The sequence below is a fragment of the Enterobacter sp. RHBSTW-00318 genome (assembly GCF_014101375.1).
GTDB classification, from domain to species: domain Bacteria; phylum Pseudomonadota; class Gammaproteobacteria; order Enterobacterales; family Enterobacteriaceae; genus Enterobacter; species Enterobacter ludwigii.
In genome coordinates this window covers 5064481-5082436 of record NZ_JABXQH010000001.1, presented here as the reverse complement: position 1 = coordinate 5082436, position 17956 = coordinate 5064481, and the positions used below count along the sequence as shown (strand labels likewise).

16 protein-coding genes and 1 riboswitch are annotated in these 17956 nt (G+C 55.2%); of the genes, 9 read left to right on the top strand and 7 right to left on the bottom strand.

What is annotated here, in order from left to right; translation table 11 throughout:
* Positions 1–17 precede the first annotated feature (17 nt).
* From rnd to HV157_RS25035, 5 genes are all read right to left on the bottom strand, one after another.
* Positions 18–1133 (bottom strand): ribonuclease D, encoded by a 1116-nt coding sequence (gene rnd, locus HV157_RS25055; protein WP_182269149.1) that lies wholly within the window; start codon positions 1131–1133, stop codon positions 18–20.
* Positions 1134–1216: 83 nt separating this feature from the next.
* Entirely contained in the window at positions 1217–2902 is a 1686-nt protein-coding gene (gene fadD / locus HV157_RS25050; protein ID WP_025203871.1) for a long-chain-fatty-acid--CoA ligase FadD, read from the bottom strand.
* A 202-nt stretch (positions 2903–3104) separates the two neighbouring features.
* On the bottom strand, positions 3105–3686 hold the full coding sequence (locus HV157_RS25045) for a Slp family lipoprotein (RefSeq protein ID WP_014170588.1): 582 nt from the start codon (positions 3684–3686) through the stop codon (positions 3105–3107).
* Between the two features lie 37 nt (positions 3687–3723).
* The gene (tsaB, locus tag HV157_RS25040) at positions 3724–4419 is read right to left on the bottom strand and encodes a tRNA (adenosine(37)-N6)-threonylcarbamoyltransferase complex dimerization subunit type 1 TsaB (RefSeq protein WP_014170589.1); all 696 of its coding nucleotides are present in this window, start codon (positions 4417–4419) and stop codon (positions 3724–3726) included.
* A 66-nt stretch (positions 4420–4485) separates the two neighbouring features.
* On the bottom strand, positions 4486–6396 hold the full coding sequence (locus tag HV157_RS25035; protein WP_182269105.1) for an ATP-dependent DNA helicase: 1911 nt from the start codon (positions 6394–6396) through the stop codon (positions 4486–4488).
* A 131-nt stretch (positions 6397–6527) separates the two neighbouring features.
* Here HV157_RS25035 and HV157_RS25030 point away from each other — a divergent pair, with 131 nt between their 5' ends.
* Positions 6528–6872, top strand: coding sequence for a RidA family protein (locus tag HV157_RS25030; protein ID WP_014170591.1), 345 nt, complete (start codon positions 6528–6530; stop codon positions 6870–6872).
* A 6-nt stretch (positions 6873–6878) separates the two neighbouring features.
* Here the strand turns inward: HV157_RS25030 and HV157_RS25025 are convergent, their stop codons facing one another.
* Positions 6879–7061, bottom strand: a complete 183-nt coding sequence (locus HV157_RS25025) for a YoaH family protein (RefSeq protein WP_020883426.1) — start codon at positions 7059–7061, stop codon at positions 6879–6881.
* A 61-nt stretch (positions 7062–7122) separates the two neighbouring features.
* On the opposite strand from HV157_RS25025, the gene pabB reads away from it, so the two are divergent.
* The 4 genes from pabB (at position 7123) to HV157_RS25005 (ending at position 12343) form a co-directional block, all read left to right on the top strand.
* Positions 7123–8469: an aminodeoxychorismate synthase component 1 gene (pabB, locus tag HV157_RS25020; RefSeq protein WP_050736978.1), complete on the top strand. Its 1347-nt coding sequence runs from the start codon at positions 7123–7125 to the stop codon at positions 8467–8469.
* A 6-nt stretch (positions 8470–8475) separates the two neighbouring features.
* Complete coding sequence (locus tag HV157_RS25015; protein ID WP_014170594.1) at positions 8476–9054, top strand: CoA pyrophosphatase; 579 nt, start codon at positions 8476–8478, stop codon at positions 9052–9054.
* Between the two features lie 184 nt (positions 9055–9238).
* Positions 9239–10603: an L-serine ammonia-lyase gene (gene sdaA, locus HV157_RS25010; RefSeq protein WP_020883424.1), complete on the top strand. Its 1365-nt coding sequence runs from the start codon at positions 9239–9241 to the stop codon at positions 10601–10603.
* A gap of 141 nt (positions 10604–10744) precedes the next feature.
* Positions 10745–12343, top strand: coding sequence for an EAL domain-containing protein (locus HV157_RS25005; protein WP_044865663.1), 1599 nt, complete (start codon positions 10745–10747; stop codon positions 12341–12343).
* A gap of 6 nt (positions 12344–12349) precedes the next feature.
* Here the strand turns inward: HV157_RS25005 and yoaE are convergent, their stop codons facing one another.
* Complete coding sequence (gene yoaE, locus HV157_RS25000) at positions 12350–13909, bottom strand: CNNM family cation transport protein YoaE (RefSeq protein WP_182269103.1); 1560 nt, start codon at positions 13907–13909, stop codon at positions 12350–12352.
* 462 nt (positions 13910–14371) lie between these two features.
* On the opposite strand from yoaE, the gene manX reads away from it, so the two are divergent.
* Genes manX through HV157_RS24980 form a run of 4 tightly spaced genes read left to right on the top strand, consistent with a single transcriptional unit; the run spans position 14372 to position 17559 of the window.
* The gene (gene manX, locus HV157_RS24995; protein ID WP_014170598.1) at positions 14372–15334 is read left to right on the top strand and encodes a PTS mannose transporter subunit IIAB; all 963 of its coding nucleotides are present in this window, start codon (positions 14372–14374) and stop codon (positions 15332–15334) included.
* A 47-nt stretch (positions 15335–15381) separates the two neighbouring features.
* Positions 15382–16182 (top strand): PTS mannose transporter subunit IIC, encoded by an 801-nt coding sequence (manY, locus tag HV157_RS24990; protein WP_014170599.1) that lies wholly within the window; start codon positions 15382–15384, stop codon positions 16180–16182.
* Positions 16183–16194: 12 nt separating this feature from the next.
* Entirely contained in the window at positions 16195–17046 is an 852-nt protein-coding gene (locus tag HV157_RS24985) for a PTS mannose transporter subunit IID (protein ID WP_006810994.1), read from the top strand.
* A 54-nt stretch (positions 17047–17100) separates the two neighbouring features.
* On the top strand, positions 17101–17559 hold the full coding sequence (locus HV157_RS24980) for a DUF986 family protein (protein ID WP_014170600.1): 459 nt from the start codon (positions 17101–17103) through the stop codon (positions 17557–17559).
* A gap of 198 nt (positions 17560–17757) precedes the next feature.
* A riboswitch (yybP-ykoY riboswitch) is annotated at positions 17758–17947 on the top strand.
* Positions 17948–17956 lie beyond the last annotated feature (9 nt).

Below are 17956 nucleotides of genomic sequence, written 5' to 3'. Positions count from 1 at the left end.
ATGACCCGGCATTTTCATTATCGCGGATAACCTTCCAGCACAGTATTCAGGCGATCGGCCATCAATTCCCCGCGCCAGCCCGCCATCATTTCCGGCAAACCATTCTGAGGTTTCAGCTTCCAGTGCCAGTTCAGCAGCTGGTTAATCTGACGGCGTGACGCCAGCAGTTCCGCGCCCAGTTTGCTTTGCGTCGCGACGTCCTGCACCAGCGCTTTGATATCCTTGAACGCCTTGCGATAGCCCGGCATATCCATCAGATTCAGCAGTGGCTCCGGCAGTGCTTCGTCCGGCATTTCCTGCGCTTTTGCCACCAGCGCAAGCAGGGTTTTACCGTGGAAACGGATCTCGCTGCCGGAAAGCCCGATGCTGTCCAGTTCGCCCATGCTGCCCGGCATATACCGCGCGACCGCCCAGAGGTGTTCTTCGCGTACCACAAAGTTAACGGCCAGATCGCGCTCGCGTGCTTTACGCAAACGCCAGTCCGCTAACAGCTGCAGACACGCCAGCTGACGCGTACGCAGCTGCCAGGCGTTACTGATATCGCGCCAGGCCTCTTTCGGATCAACCACTTCCTGACGACGTTGCTGCGTCATTCGGCACTCATCCAGCGCGGCGGGCAACCAGCCTGACGCTTCCGCCTCTTTCATCAGCTGGTCGGCAATCGGCAGGAGGTAAAACACGTCTGCCGCCGCGTATTCCAGTTGACGCTCGGTTAATGGGCGTGCCAGCCAGTCGGTGCGGGATTCGCTTTTATCCAGCGTCAGGCCCGTATACTCCTCAACCATGGCGGCAAAGCCCCATGAGAGCGGTCGATTACTGAAGGCCGCGAGGATCTGCGTATCAATCAACGGTTGTGGCATGACGCCAAAAGTATTCAGAAAGACTTCCAGATCTTCACTGCCTGCGTGCAGGTATTTCGTTACCGCAGTATCGAGCAGCAGGTCACGCATCGGCGTCCAGTCGGTAATGCCGAGCGGGTCGATCAGCGACACGTGTTTACCGTCGTACATCTGAATCAACCCCAGCTGCGGATAGTAGGTCCGGGTACGGACAAACTCGGTATCCAGGGCAATGGCAGGAAAGTCGCGCGTCACTTCGCACAGCGAAGCCAGCTCGTCGTTGGTCGTGATCATCTGGTAATTCAAAACGGATTCTCTTTTGTTTGCGCCCATAAAAAACGCCGGCTTAACCGGCGTCTGGGCGATTAGCGTGAAGCTCAGGCCTTATTGTCTACTTTGCCACGGGCTTCGTCACGTAATTCTCGTCGTAATATCTTTCCGACATTCGATTTCGGCAGTTCCTCGCGAAACTCAACCAGCTTCGGCACCTTGTAGCCGGTCAGCTGACGACGACAGAAGGTGATCAGCGCCTCCTCCGTAAGAGAAGGATCTTTTTTGACCACAAAAATCTTCACCGCCTCACCGCTGCTCCCGGAAGGGACACCTACGGCAGCCACTTCGAGCACGCCGCTGTGCTGCATCACCACATCTTCGATTTCATTCGGGTAGACGTTGAAACCGGAAACCAGGATCATGTCTTTCTTACGATCGACGATACGCAGGAAGCCCTCTTCATCCATCACGGCGATATCACCGGTGTGCAGCCAGCCGTCTTTGATAATTTCATCGGTCGCATCGGGACGTTGCCAGTAGCCCAGCATCACCTGCGGCCCTTTGACACAGAGTTCGCCCGGTTCACCTGGCGCCACGTCGTTATCGTCATCATCAACCAGTTTGGCTTCGGTCGACGGAACCGGCAGGCCAATGCTTCCGCTGTGATAGTCGATATCGTGCGGGTTCACACTGACCAGCGGGGCGCACTCCGTCAGGCCATAGCCTTCCAGTAAATACTGACCCGTCAGTTTCATCCAGCGTTCGGCAACGGCCTGTTGAACCGGCATACCGCCACCCGCAGAGAGGTGCAGCGTGGAGAAATCGAGCTTCTGGAACTCTTTGTTGTTGAGCAGCGCGTTAAACAGCGTATTCACCCCGGTCATGGCGGTGAACGGATATTTCGCCAGCTCTTTCACCAGCCCCGGAATATCGCGCGGGTTTGTGATCAATACGTTTTGACCGCCCAGCTCAATAAACAGCAGACAGTTCATGGTCAGCGCGAAGATGTGATAAAGCGGAAGCGCGGTGATCACCAGCTCTTTTCCGTGGTGCAGCAACGGTCCGTAGGTGGCATTCACCTGCTCAAGGTTTGCCAGCATGTTACGGTGGGTCAGCATGGCGCCTTTAGCCACACCCGTTGTGCCGCCGGTGTACTGCAGAAACGCGAGGTCTTCTGATACCACTTCCGGTTTAACGTATTGCATGCGGTAGCCCGCCTGCAGCGCACTGCGGAAGGAGATCGCGTCCGGCAGGTGGTATTTCGGCACCAGACGTTTGATGTATTTGACGACAAAGTTAACCAGTGTCCCTTTGGCGGTTGAGAGTTGATCCCCCATACGCGTCAGGATGACGTGTTTGACCTGGGTTTTGTCGACCACTTTTTCCAGCGTGTGGGCAAAGTTAGAGACAATCACAATGGCGGCGGCACCGCTGTCGTTGAGCTGATGCTCCAGCTCCCGCGGCGTATACAGCGGGTTAACGTTGACAACAATCATCCCAGCACGCAGGACACCGAACAGCGCCACCGGGTATTGCAGCAGGTTCGGCATCATCAGCGCGACGCGGTCCCCTTTTTGCAGCCCCAGCCCTTCCTGCAGATAGGCGGCGAACGCCCGACTACGCTCCTCAAGTTTACGGAACGTCATGACCTCGCCCATATTCACAAAAGCAGGCTGGTCTGCGTAACGCCTCACCGAGTGTTCAAACAATTCAACCAGGGATTGATAACGGTCAGGATTGATCTCGGCAGGAACATCTGCGGGATAACGGTTAAGCCAAACCTTCTTCAATGCATCACCTCTGAAATGAGTGTTCGTCGTCATCACAACCCCGATAATAAACAGTTTGTTAACATTATATTAACTCAGCGTACCAGTTTATTAATTGTTCAGATTTAAGGTTGCGAAGCGCGTCACTCTTTTTTTTCGTTTTATTCGTAAAAAACAGAGACAGCGGCTGAGCCGCTGTCTCTTTTCTAACAATTACAGGGAGTTACTCAGTAACGATTGTCTGAACCTGTGCAGGCCCCGGGTTATACCAGCCCCAGCCCGGGTAGCCATACCGATAAGGATGTGGACCCCACATCCACGGATCCATCGGCTGAGGTGGCATGATGACCTGCTGTGTCAGCCGCCAGCGCTTATACCCGTTGACCTGCATGGTCATAAATTTATACGGCGTGTTGCCGACTTTGCCCTCTACCGAACCGGTAATCGGGCCGACGACGGTGACCAGCTGTCCGCGAAAATCGACCGGGTCGAGAAAACCGCCAACGTCGGCATAAATACGCCCACGGGAAGGTTCGCCAAGGATGGGCCGCGCACCGCTATCCAGCGGAACGGTGGCAATCTCCAGACGGGTTTTCCCCTGCTGGTTTTGCACCTCGATAACCTTGCCGCCAAAGCGCGCTTCCTGACCGACGTAAAGCTCAGGCGCATTCATCACACGAACCAGATCCTGCTGTGGCGTGGGGCTGCTGCCCTTAATCGCATCAGGAACGGAAACGCATCCGCTCAGTGCTATGGCCACTGCGCCTGCCATAAAAAGGCGTACAACGTTAGTCTGAACCGCCATGATGCGACTCCTTTTTCTCAGTTCCTGTTACTGAGATTCATTCCCGGCCCGGAAGTTTCTTCCACGCGACGGTGTTTCGCAAATAAACCGGCTCCGCATGTTCAACGGCCACGGTTTTGCCCGCCTCAAGCAGTTGACAGGCGATGGGAAGCATATCCTCTGCGGCGGGCAGAAGCATGTTGCCGTCTGTCAGCGTGATCCCGGTGCCGTTAGCCATCTCTGGCCATGCCGGCCAGCCGGTGCCTACTGTCGCCCACTCGCCGGATAGCTGTTTCAGCCGCTCGGTCACCGCTTCCGGCTTGAGGACAGCCTCGGTCTCTTCACCGTGCCAGATGCCGTTTTCATCGCGGGTGTATTCTGCCCAGTAAACTTCTCCCATTCGGGCGTCAATGGCCGCCAGAACGCGCGTTGCACCGGTCATGCGCCATGCGCCCTGCGCCATGGTTGCCAGCGTGGAAACACCGATCATCGGCAGTTCTGCGCCCAGCGCCAGCCCCTGCGCAATGCCAATTCCAATGCGTACGCCCGTAAAGCTGCCGGGGCCACGGCCAAAGGCCAGTGCGTCGAGGTCGGTTAAGGTGGTGTTGCCCCGGGTTAAAATCTCTTTAACCAGAGGCAGAATGCGTTGGGTGTGTTCTCGTGGGCACTCTTCGAAATGAGCAGAGATAGCACCGTCGTTCAACAGAGCCACAGAACAGGCCTCTGTCGCGGTATCAATAGCCAGAATTCGCATCAGTCGTCGCGCTCTCGCAATGGTCAGTCACAAAATGGCGCGCATCTTAGCATACTCACGGGCAAATTACTCCGCCGTTGGGTTTGCCAGGAAGCGAACCGCGCGTTTAATGTCCCGCGTGCGCGGCGCGGGCGGCAAGCTGGCAAGGAAGGTCGCACCGTAAGGGCGCATCACCAGCCGGTTATCGCATATGACCAGCACGCCGCGGTCGTCTGTGTCGCGAATCAGGCGCCCTACCCCTTGTTTAAGGGTGATCACCGCGTCCGGTAGCTGGACCTCATCAAAAGGATCGCCGCCGCGCAAACGGCAATCTTCCATACGTGCTTTCAGCAGCGGATCGTCAGGCGAAGTAAACGGCAGTTTATCGATGATCACCAGTGACAGGGTATCTCCCCGCACGTCCACCCCTTCCCAGAAGCTGCTGGTGGCTACCAGCAGGGCGTTACCGGCACTGACAAACTGCTGTAACAGTTGCCCTTTGCTGGTCTCGCCCTGAAGCAGAACCGGCAAAGTCATGGTGGCGCGGAACTGCTCCGCCAGATCGCGCATCATCGCGTGGGAGGTGCAGAGCATAAAACAGCGGCCGTTGTTGGCCTCGATCATCGGCCTGAGCATTGCCGCCAGCAGGCGCGCCGCACCGGGCTGGTTAGGCAGAGGCAGATTACGCGGAACGCAGAGCAACGCCTGTTTTTCATAATCAAACGGGCTGGGCAGCAGCAGCGACTCCGCCTCTTCAATCCCCAGACGCCCGGTAAAGTGGTGTAGATCGTCATTCACCGAAAGGGTTGCCGACGTGAAGATCCAGCTTCCCGGTTTTTGCGCCATCACCTCTTTGAATTTATCCGCCACCGTCAGCGGCGTCAGAGCCAGTGTGAAATGGCGGGAGGTGCATTCATACCAGTAGCTGAACCCCGGCTGGTTTATCTCTTTCAGCCGTTTGAGGCGTGCCCGATAGAGCGTGGCGCGCTCAAAGGCGGCATCCAGCAGTGCGGAACGGCCGAGCGATAGTTTCGCCACGTCGTAACAAAGCTCAAGGGCATCATCGAGCAGCAACAGCGCGCGCTGGATATTTTTGTCTGCCAGCAGCTCACGCAGATTACCGCGATAGCCTGGCTCACCCAGTTGCAGGCGAAAATCCTGCGCACTTTGCGCCAGGCGGTCAGCACACTTCTGCAGCTGTTGGGTATCTTTTAACTCGGTGCGGTAGGCAATGGTGAAATCTTTCGCTAAGTCCTGCAGCTGGCGGCTGGAGAGCGACTGGCCAAAATACTGGCTGGCGATGTCAGGAAGCTGGTGGGCTTCATCGAAGATCATTACGTCCGCTTCCGGGATCAGTTCGCCAAAGCCGCTATCTTTAACCACCATATCGGCAAGGAAGAGATGGTGGTTGACCACCACGACATCCGCGTCCATGGCGGTTTTACGCGCTTTTACCACAAAACAATCTTTATACAGCGGGCAGTCGCTCCCCAGGCAGTTGTCGTTGGTACTGGTGACCAGCGGCCAGGCGGGAGAGTCTTCCGGCACGCTCGCGCAGGTGCTGATATCCCCCTCCTCCGTCTGATTGGCCCAGGCGCGAAGAATAATGACATCGCTGAGCGTCTGCACCGGCAGATCACCGCCCGCCAGCGCCTGCTGCTCAAGCCGTTCAAGGCAGAGGTAGTTGGAGCGGCCTTTCAGCAACGCCAGGCGGCCTTTATACTTCAGGGCGTTGGCGACCGTGGGCAGATCGCGGCTGTAAAGCTGGTCCTGCAGCGCTTTAGACCCGGTGGAGATGATCACTTTCTTTTTGGCCCGCAGCGCTGGCGCCAGGTAGGCATAGGTTTTGCCCGTGCCGGTACCGGCTTCCACCACCAGCGGCTGCGCGATGTTGATTGCGCGGGCCACGGCATGCGCCATCTGCCGCTGGGGTTCACGCGGTTTAAAACCGGGAATCGCCTGTGCTAACTGACCTTCTGGGGAAAAATCGTCTGCCACGTTGCTCTCTCACTGTATTTTTGCACAGGGATTATGTCAGCCCATCCTCTCCAGTGCCACCCCAAATAGTGACGAGGGGAACACAATATGGCAGTCTTGCCGACTGACATGAAAATAACGAGGAAACGTTTATGACAATTGTGCGCATTGATGCCGAAGCACGCTGGTCTGATGTGGTCATCCATAACCAGACGCTCTACTACACCGGTGTACCGGAAAATCTCGACGCAGATGCCTTCGAACAGACGGCGAATACGCTGGCGCAGATTGACGCCGTGCTGGAAAAGCAAGGCAGCGATAAATCACGCATTCTGGATGCGACCATTTTTCTTGCCAGTAAAGACGATTTTGCGGCGATGAATAAAGCCTGGGATGCCTGGGTTGTGGCGGGACATGCGCCCGTACGGTGTACCGTACAGGCGACGCTGATGAAGCCGGAATACAAAGTCGAAATTAAGATTATCGCGGCGGTTTAAGCCGGATTACTCCTCTTCATCATCCTCAAAACGCGCCACGATCCGCTCGCCGGTGTGGGTGGCGCGAAGTTCATTAGCAACTTGCGTGATCGCCTGTCCGCTGCTCATCCCCTGGGACATCAGTTCCTGAATACGCTCAACCGCTTTCTGCTGCTGGTCATGGCTCAGAGAAGGTAAACCTGCAAACATTGTCAACTCCTGCTAAATTATCCGCGCTAATTATTTCACGCTGCCCGGTAGTATGCCACACATGAACCCGTTACCCCCTACAGTCATTTCATTACCCTGGCGTTCAGACGCCGCGGAATTCTGGTTTGCCCGCCTCAGCCATCTTCCTTTTGCGATGTTGCTGCACTCCGGATATGCGGATCATCCCTATAGCCGCTTTGATATTCTGGTTGCCGACCCTCTGCAGACCCTGATAACACAAGGGAATGTGACTACGACAGGCGAAACGCAGTCAACGGACGATCCGCTGTCATTACTTCAGCAGGCGCTGGACGCGCTGGACTTAACCGTCCCGCAAAATCCCGACCTTCCCTTCCAGGGAGGTGCGCTGGGCTTGTTCGGCTATGATTTAGGTCGCCGCTTCGAAACCTTGCCGGAGACTGCACAGGACGACATTCCGCTGCCGGATATGGCGGTGGGGCTTTATGACTGGGCAATAATCGTCGATCACCACAAGCAGGCGGTCTCTCTGCTCAGCCATCAGGATGTGTCCGCCCGGCTTGCCTGGCTTGAGGCACAGGTCCCCGTCGCAACAGCGGATTTCCACCTGACCTCTGCGTGGCGCGCCAACATGACCGTGCAGGAGTACGCCGCGAAGTTTGAGCGGGTTCAGGGCTATCTGCAGAGCGGTGATTGCTATCAGGTCAACCTTGCCCAGCGTTTTCAGGCAACCTGTGAAGGCGATGAGTGGCAGGCATTTACCCGCCTCAACGCCAGTAACCGGGCACCGTTCAGTGCATTTCTGCGCCTGGAACAGGGCGCTATTCTGAGCCTCTCGCCCGAGCGTTTTATTCATCTTGCCGATGGCACTATTCAGACGCGACCGATTAAAGGCACGCTTCCCCGGCTGGCCGATCCTGTTGCCGACCGCCAGCAGGCGGAAAAACTGGCGGCCTCGTTAAAAGATCGCGCTGAAAACCTGATGATTGTCGACCTCATGCGTAACGACATTGGCCGGGTCGCCGTGCCGGGAAGCGTGCGTGTCCCTGAACTGTTTGTCGTCGAGCCGTTCCCCGCGGTGCATCACCTGGTCAGCACCATTACCGCGCAACTGCCCGCCTCGCGCACGGCCTGCGATCTGCTTCGCGCCGCGTTCCCGGGGGGCTCGATAACCGGCGCGCCTAAAGTGCGGGCAATGGAAATAATCGATGAGCTGGAACCGCATCGTCGAAACGCCTGGTGCGGCAGCATTGGCTATATCAGTCTCTGCGGTACGCTGGATACCAGCATCACCATTCGAACGCTGACCGCCTGTAACGGGCATCTTTACTGTTCCGCAGGGGGCGGAATTGTTGCTGATAGCCAGGTCGATGCGGAATATCAGGAAACCTTTGATAAAGTTAACCGTATCCTGAAACAACTGGAGTAATGACGGGTGGAAAAAGAGAACCTGACGCTGGATGATTTTCTGTCGCGCTTTCAGCTTTTGCGGCCCAACGTGAGCCGCGAAGCCCTCAATCAACGTCAGGCAGCGGTGTTGATCCCGGTGGTCCGTCGTGAGCAGCCGGGCCTGCTGCTCACCCAGCGTTCGCCACATTTACGTAAGCATGCCGGTCAGGTCGCCTTTCCGGGTGGTGCCGTGGACAGTTCTGACGCCTCGCTGATTGCCGCCGCGCTGCGCGAAGCCCAGGAAGAGGTCGCCATTCCGCCTGAAGCGGTTGAGATCATTGGCGTGCTGCCGCCGGTCGACAGCGTGACCGGTTTTCAGGTCACACCGGTGGTCGGCATTATCCCGCCGGATCTGCAATATCACGCCAGCGTCGATGAAGTGTCTGCGGTGTTTGAGATGCCACTGGAAGAGGCTCTTCGGCTCGGGCGTTATCATCCGCTGGATATCCAGCGTCGGGGTCATGCGCACCGGGTGTGGTTGTCCTGGTATCAGCATTATTTTGTCTGGGGCATGACGGCGGGCATCATTCGTGAACTGGCGCTGCAAATCGGCCTGAAGCCTTGACTATACTTTACATTCCACCCTCTTCTGCCAGGTTTGCGATCGGCGTCGCGCTATTAGCAAAACCATCGTTAACCATTAGTTTAATTCATGTGAATAGTTAAGCCGAGGTCGGTCTTCCCTCTTACACTATGCGCAGTTATAACATCGTTACTGGAACCCCGGTAACCCTGTCAGGAGTGTGAAAGTGATTAGTATATTCGACATGTTCAAAGTGGGAATTGGCCCTTCGTCTTCCCATACTGTTGGCCCGATGAAGGCCGGTAAACAGTTCGTCGATGATCTGGTCGAAAAAGGATTACTGGAAAGCGTTACCCGTGTCGCCGTGGATGTTTACGGCTCACTGTCATTAACGGGTAAAGGCCACCACACCGATATCGCCATTATTATGGGTCTGGCGGGCAATATGCCGGATACCGTAGATATTGATGCCATTCCGGCATTTATCCGCGACGTAGAAACGCGCGGCCGCCTGCTGCTGGCAAACGGTCAACATGAAGTGGATTTCCCGCATGATGACGGCATGCGTTTTCGTAGCGATAACCTCTCCCTGCATGAAAACGGTATGCAGATCCACGCCTTTAACGGCGACAAAGTGATCTACAGCAAAACCTATTACTCCATTGGCGGTGGTTTTATCGTTGATGAGGAACACTTTGGCAAAGATACAACGGGCGATGTGAACGTACCTTACCCGTTCAAGTCCGCCAAAGAGATGCTGGACTACTGCCATGAAACCGGTCTGTCACTTTCCGGCATGGTGATGCAGAACGAACTGGCTCTGCACAGCAAAAAAGAGATTGAAGACTATTTTGCGAACGTGTGGCAAACCATGCAGGCCTGTATCGATCGCGGCATGAACACCGAAGGCGTACTGCCTGGGCCACTGCGCGTACCGCGTCGCGCCTCTGCGCTGCGCCGTATGCTGGTCACCACAGACAAATTCTCTAACGACCCGATGAACGTGGTCGACTGGGTGAACATGTTTGCGCTTGCGGTGAACGAAGAAAACGCCGCGGGTGGCCGGGTGGTGACTGCACCAACGAACGGCGCGTGCGGTATCGTTCCGGCGGTACTGGCCTACTACGATCACTTTATTGAACCCGTAACGCCTGATATCTACATTCGCTACTTCCTGGCAGCAGGGGCGATTGGTGCGCTGTACAAGATGAATGCGTCTATCTCTGGCGCTGAAGTGGGCTGTCAGGGTGAAGTGGGCGTGGCCTGTTCTATGGCCGCGGCCGGTCTTGCAGAGCTGCTGGGCGCCAGCCCGGAGCAGGTCTGTGTGGCGGCTGAAATCGGTATGGAACATAACCTCGGTCTCACCTGTGACCCGGTTGCGGGTCAGGTGCAGGTACCGTGCATTGAACGTAACGCTATCGCGTCGGTAAAAGCGATCAACGCCACGCGTATGGCCATGCGCCGTACCAGCGAGCCACGCGTTTCGCTGGACAAGGTTATCGAGACCATGTACGAAACCGGTAAAGACATGAACGCCAAATATCGTGAGACCTCCCGCGGCGGTCTGGCGATAAAGGTGCAGTGCGACTAACCGTTTCGCCTCAACGCCTCTCTCGCCCATCTTCCACGGATGGGCGAATTTTTATCCCTTTCTCGTCGACTTAATATTTCCCCACTACACTTGCTGTGTTGCCTCGGCTTTTGGTGCTGAAGGCGTATTGGGCGGCCTCCCATGCAAACAGCACAGAGGATCATAAAAAAGTATCGCCGAAAACGCGTCATCGTCTGCGTGATGGTTGCGCTTCTTACGCTCATCATTACGCTGGGTATACGCTTTATTTCACAGCGTAACGTAAATCAGCAAAACACCCTGAACTTTGCGGCGCACTCCGTCAACGTGCTTGATAACGTCTTATTGCCGCTGGAAAAAGGGCGCAGTCCGCTGCTGGCGCTGGTCGGAGCGCCCTGCTCTCAGGCGCATTTAGTGTTACGAAAACAGGCGGCCTCACTGCAAACGGTGCGCTCAATTGCACTGGTCAAAGATGGTATCCTTTACTGTTCAAGTATTTTCGGCAATCGCGACGTCCCGTTGCGAGAGATTCAGCCTGCCCTGCCGTCCGCCGAAACAAAGCTGGTGCTCTCCACCGACAAATCCTTGCTTAAGGGAAGCCCGATCCTGATCCAGTGGTATCCGGTTTCTGATAGCGGAGAAGATGGTGTGATGCAGATTGTGAATATCGATCTCATCACTCGCCTGATGCTGGAGCCACAGCGCCCGCTTATCACCGATGTGGCGCTGACCGTGGGGGATAAATACCTGCGCTACGGTGAAAATGTCTCCGACTCGCTGACGATAAACGATGATGAGAGGGTTCTGCGCCAGCAATCCAGCCATTTCCCGTTCACCATTACCGTCAGTGGCCCGGGAGCCAGCGAGCTGGCGTTGATATATTTGCCCTCTCAGCTGCCGCTGGCGCTGATGCTCAGTCTCCTGATGGGTTACGTCGCCTGGCTTGCGACCGCGAACCGCATGAGCTTTACCTGGGAAATTAACCTTGGCCTGGCCGCGCGTGAATTCGAGCTGTTTTGCCAGCCGCTGCTGAATGCCCGCACGCAGAAATGCGTGGGGGTGGAGATCCTGCTGCGCTGGAACAACCCCCGTCAGGGATGGATCTCCCCGGACGTTTTTATTCCGCTCGCCGAAGAGCACAACCTGATTATCCCCCTCACACGTTACGTCATTAACGAGACGGTGAGTCAGATTGGCTATTTTCCGGCAACGCCCGGCTTCCACATTGGCATCAACGCCGCCGCCAGCCATTTCCGACATGGAACGCTCATTCAGGACCTGAACCGCTACTGGTTCAGTGCGCATCCCACCCAGCAGCTGATTGTGGAGCTGACGGAGCGTGACGCGCTGCAGGACGTGGATTATCGCATTGTAAGAGAGTTACACCGTCAGGGCGTGAAGCTGGCCATTGATGATTTTGGCACCGGCAATAGCTCACTCTCGTGGCTGGAAAAGCTGCATCCGGACGTGCTGAAAATTGATAAGTCCTTTACCAGCGCTATCGGCACTGATGCCGTGAACTCCACGGTGACGGACATCATCATTGCGCTCGGACAACGGCTTAGCATTGAGCTGGTGGCTGAAGGGGTAGAAACGCCCGAGCAGGCGCGGTATTTGCGTCATCACGGGGTAGAGGTACTGCAGGGATTTTTGTTTGCGCAGCCTATGCCGCTGAGGGAATTTCCGCAATGGCTGGCGGAGAGTTCGTCTCCGCCAGCACCGCGTAACGGGCATATCGTTCCGCTGATGCCGTTACGCTAGGCTCAGTTACTCTTCTTCGTCGTGGGCCGACTGCTCTTTAACAATGCGCACCATATCGACGCGATAGTCATTCGCTTCGATTATCGTGATCTGCAGCGGAGGCAGTTCGATGATATCGCCGGTCCGCGGGATTTGTCCGTTGACGGCAATAACCAGCCCAGCCACGGTCGCAATGTCCTCTTCATCGTTGATGATGTTTTCCAGACCCAGCGTGTGCTGCAGCGCATGCAAATCGGTGGTGCCTTTCACCAGCCAGCCGTCACCGTCGGAGACAATTTCCGGGGTTTCATCCGCATCCGGGAATTCACCGGCAATGGCTTCAAGCACGTCGAGCGGCGTCACCAGACCCTGCACCACACCAAATTCATTGGTGACGATAACAAAGCTACCGCGTGCGCGGCGCAGGACGCCAAGCAGGTTGATAGGATCCAGCGTTTCCGGCACCACAATCGCCGGTGATGCGGCGGCGACGGCTTCGACGTTAATCCCTTCTTCCAGCGCCACCAGCATCTCTTTCGCACGCACCACGCCGATGATCTCGTCCAGTTCACCCCGGCATACCGGGAACAGGCTATGCGGTGAAGAGAGCAACTGCTGGCGAATCTCATTAACGCTCAGGCGGGAATCGACCCAGCTGATTTCACCGCGCGGGGTCATAATGCCGCGCAGCGAGCGGGAGGCCAGGGAGAGCACGCCGTTAATCATATAGCGCTCTTCTTCCACAAATGCCCCTTCCGGGACGGGAACCGGGTTACGGCTTTCATTGTCGTTCTGCACGTTGACCTGACGGCGACCGCCCATCAGACGCAGAATCGCATCAGCCGTACGCGCACGCAGCGGCTGGGTAGACTGCTGCTTGATAAAGTTATGTCGTGCAATCTGGTTAAACAGCTCGATGAGGATCGAGAAGCCAATGGCTGCGTACAGGTAGCCTTTTGGTATATGGAAGCCAAAACCTTCCGCCACCAGGCTCAGACCAATCATCAGCAGGAAGCTAAGGCAGAGCACCACGACCGTCGGATGCTGATTCACAAAGCGCGTCAGTGGCTTAGACGCCAGCAGCATCACCGCCATCGCGATAACCACCGCAGCCATCATCACCAGGAGGTGGTTCACCATGCCGACAGCCGTGATCACCGCATCCAGCGAGAAGACCGCATCAAGCACCACGATCTGCAGTACCACGACCCAAAAGCTGGCATAGCCTTTACCGTGTCCATCATCGTGCTGGCGATTTTCCAGCCGCTCGTGAAGCTCTGTCGTCGCTTTGAAAAGCAGGAATATCCCCCCGAGCAGCATGATCAAATCACGGCCGGAGAAAGTGAAATCCATGACGGAAAAAAGCGGCTTCGTCAGCGTAACCATCCACGAGATCACGGACAGCAGTGCCAGACGCATGACCAGTGCCAGAGAGAGGCCGATCAGACGCGCTTTATCACGTTGTTTTGGCGGCAGTTTGTCCGCAAGGATGGCAATAAACACCAGGTTATCAATGCCGAGAACAATCTCAAGCACGACCAGCGTGAGCAATCCCACCCAGATTGACGGGTCCATTAAGAATTCCATGAAACGCTCCTGCTAACGGAATGACCAAACGGTGCCCCACTCAACGTGGGCAAAACAGAGGCAGACAGAGTCGATACGTGGCGAGGATCGCCGGTGAAACAGGCGCGGAATGGCCTGGAGGATGACTGACGTCGGTGACGGTCCATATAGTGGGCTGTAGCCCTATACTCCTGAACAATTAAACGGAGGCTAAACATATCAGAGACAATGCGTTTTTAGCAAAGATTTACGTTCCTTTGCAAAGATCTGTAACACAGCTGCTTTACCTTACAGATAATTCTGTAACCCATAGCTAAATTACGGATCTTCATCACATAAATTATTTTTTCACTATCTAAAATAATTCGCGGAAGTCTTAGTTTTTTAACTCTAACCCTTTTCTGAATCGATTCGGTTGGCCAGATACGATTCACAGTGCGACTGCCTGGCAGGCGTATTAATGATAATAAAAGGAGGTAGCAAGTGACCATTGCTATTGTCATAGGCACACATGGTTGGGCTGCAGAGCAGTTACTCAAAACAGCAGAGATGCTGTTGGGTGAGCAGGAAAACGTCGGCTGGATCGATTTCGTTCCCGGTGAAAACGCTGAAACGCTGATTGAGAAGTACACTGCTCAACTGCAGAAACTGGATACCAGCAAAGGCGTGCTGTTTCTCGTTGATACATGGGGAGGCAGTCCGTTCAATGCTGCCAGCCGCATTGTCGTCGATAAAGAGCATTATGAAGTTGTCGCCGGGGTGAATATCCCCATGTTGGTGGAAACCTTCATGGCACGCGACGACAATCCGAGTTTCGATGAACTGGTCGCTCTGGCAGTTGAAACCGGTCGCGAAGGCGTGAAAGCGCTGAAAGCACAACCGGTTGAGAAGCCTGCTCCAGTGGCCGCGGCGCCAAAAGCTGCAGCCCCGGCGAAGCCCATGGGCCCGAATGATTACATGGTGATCGGCCTCGCCCGTATCGATGACCGTTTAATCCACGGCCAGGTGGCAACGCGCTGGACCAAAGAGACTAACGTTCGACGCATTATTGTCGTCAGCGACGAAGTTGCTGCTGATACCGTACGTAAAACCCTTCTGACACAGGTTGCTCCTCCTGGCGTTACCGCGCACGTGGTGGATGTCGCCAAAATGATCCGCGTTTATAACAACCCGAAATATGCGGGCGAGCGCGTGATGCTGCTGTTCACAAACCCGACAGACGTTGAACGCCTGGTTGAAGGCGGCGTGAAAATTACCTCCGTAAACATTGGTGGTATGGCATTCCGTCAGGGCAAAACGCAGGTCAACAACGCCATTTCAGTCGATGCGAAAGATATCGAGGCATTCAACAAGCTGAATGCACGCGGTATCGAACTGGAAGCCCGTAAGGTTTCCACGGATCAGAAACTGAAAATGATGGATCTGATCGGTAAAGTTGGGAAATAAGCCCGCGCCGGTTTTTCACATAAAGCTTATGTAATAGGAGAAGTACAATGGAGATTACCACTCTTCAGATTGTGCTGGTGTTCATCGTCGCGTGTATTGCGGGTATGGAATCCGTACTTGATGAATTTCAGTTCCACCGCCCTCTGGTGGCCTGTACGTTGATTGGTGCCGTTCTGGGTGATATGAAAACCGGGATCATCATCGGTGGTACCCTGGAAATGATTGCCCTGGGCTGGATGAACATCGGTGCGGCAGTTGCGCCTGATGCCGCGCTGGCGTCCATCATTTCTACGGTTCTGGTTATTGCCGGTCACCAGAGTATCGGTGCAGGTATTGCCCTGGCCATCCCGCTGGCAGCAGCAGGTCAGGTACTGACCATCATCGTGCGTACTATCACCGTGGCCTTCCAGCACGCGGCGGATAAGGCGGCCGAAAATGGCAACCTGACGGCGCTCTCCTGGATCCACGTCTCGTCCCTGTTCCTGCAGGCGATGCGTATCGCGATCCCGGCCGTTATCGTTGCGATCTCCGTCGGTACCAGCGAGGTACAGAGCATGCTGAACGCCATTCCAGAAGTGGTCACCGGCGGTCTGAACATCGCAGGCGGTATGATTGTGGTGGTTGGTTATGCGATGGTTATCAATATGATGCGCGCAGGCTACCTGATGCCGTTCTTCTACCTCGGCTTCGTTACTGCTGCGTTCACCAACTTCAACCTGGTTGCGCTGGGTGTGATTGGTGCAGTGATGGCGATTCTCTACATCCAGCTCAGCCCGAAATATAACCGCGTTGCGGGTGCCCCAGCGCAGGCTGCTGGTAATAACGATCTCGATAACGAACTGGACTAGCAGGTGAGCGAAATGGTTGATATGACAAAAACTACCACTGAGAAAAAACTCACTCCGGGTGATATTCGTGGCGTGTTCATCCGTTCTAACCTGTTTCAGGGTTCATGGAACTTCGAACGTATGCAGGCGCTGGGCTTCTGTTTCTCCATGGTACCGGCTATCAAACGCCTGTATCCGGAAAACAACGAAGCGCGCCGTCAGGCGATTAAGCGTCACCTGGAATTCTTTAACACCCATCCTTATGTGGCGGCTCCGGTTCTGGGCGTGACGTTGGCGATGGAAGAGCAGCGTGCAAACGGCGCAGAGATTGACGATGGTGCCATCAACGGTATCAAAGTCGGTCTGATGGGCCCGCTGGCAGGCGTCGGTGACCCAATCTTCTGGGGTACCGTGCGTCCGGTCTTCGCGGCGCTGGGTGCCGGTATCGCCATGAGCGGAAGCCTGCTTGGGCCACTGCTGTTCTTCATCCTGTTCAACGCGGTGCGTCTGCTGACCCGTTACTACGGTGTGGCTTACGGTTACCGTAAAGGGGTGGACATCGTTAAGGATATGGGCGGCGGCTTCCTGCAGAAACTGACTGAGGGGGCGTCAATCCTCGGCCTGTTTGTCATGGGGGCACTGGTTAACAAGTGGACGCACGTGAACATCCCGCTGGTGGTGTCCACCATCACCGGTCAGGATGGTCAGACCCGTGTTACCACCGTGCAGACGATTCTGGACCAGCTGATGCCGGGTCTGGTACCGCTGCTGCTGACCTTCGCCTGTATGTGGCTGCTGCGTAAGAAAGTTAACCCGCTGTGGATCATTGTTGGCTTCTTCGTCATCGGTATCGCGGGCTACGCTGTCGGGCTGCTGGGCCTGTAAGACATCACGTAATACGCCGGGGGCTTGCCCCCGGTTTTTTTATCTGGAGGATGAATGACTGTCACGGACATCGTACTGGTTTTGTTTATTGTGGCCCTTCTGGCATATGCGATCTATGACGAGTTCATCATGCCCCGCCGCCACGGCGAAACGCTGCTCTCCCTGCCCCTTCTGCGACGCGGCCGCGTGGATGCGTTTATCTTCGCCGGTCTCATCGTCATTCTAATTTACAACAACGTGACCGGTCATGGTGCAATATTAACCACATGGTTATTATGTGCGCTGGCATTAATGGCGATTTATCTGTTCTGGATCCGTGTGCCGAAAATCATTTTTAAAAGCCGCGGATTTTTCTTTGCCAATGTATGGATAGAATATAACCGTATTAAAGAGATGAATTTATCGGAAGACGGTGTACTGGTGATGCAATTAGAGCAACGCCGGCTGCTTATTCGGGTCAAGAATATTGACGACCTGGAAAGAATATACAAACTTATGCTTAAAACTCAGTAGGTTAACCACATAGCTTTGGCTATATTCTGCGTTTATTTTGCGCACCTGATATAGCCAAAGCTATATTCCATTCTGTCATTTCTCTTATATTTATTAACGTTATTTTCACGCATAAATCTAAATGAAAATCGTTATCAACACCTTAACGAAATAATGCCGTTTCATTGTTGTTTTATATTCTCAAAATATGTTAAGGTTGCGCCCGTCGTTGGGGAGTAGCTGATTTCCTGTTCGCAGGAAATGTACGTGTCAACATACTCGTTGAAAAACGTGGCACGTACGGACCGTTTGCCGCACAGATTTGTGCAAGGCGGTCAGGCGAGACCATAGATACATCAACTGCTGTTTACTGGGGGCAGTGATGTGTCATATGGATATCTCCCGGTCTGGACGCTTT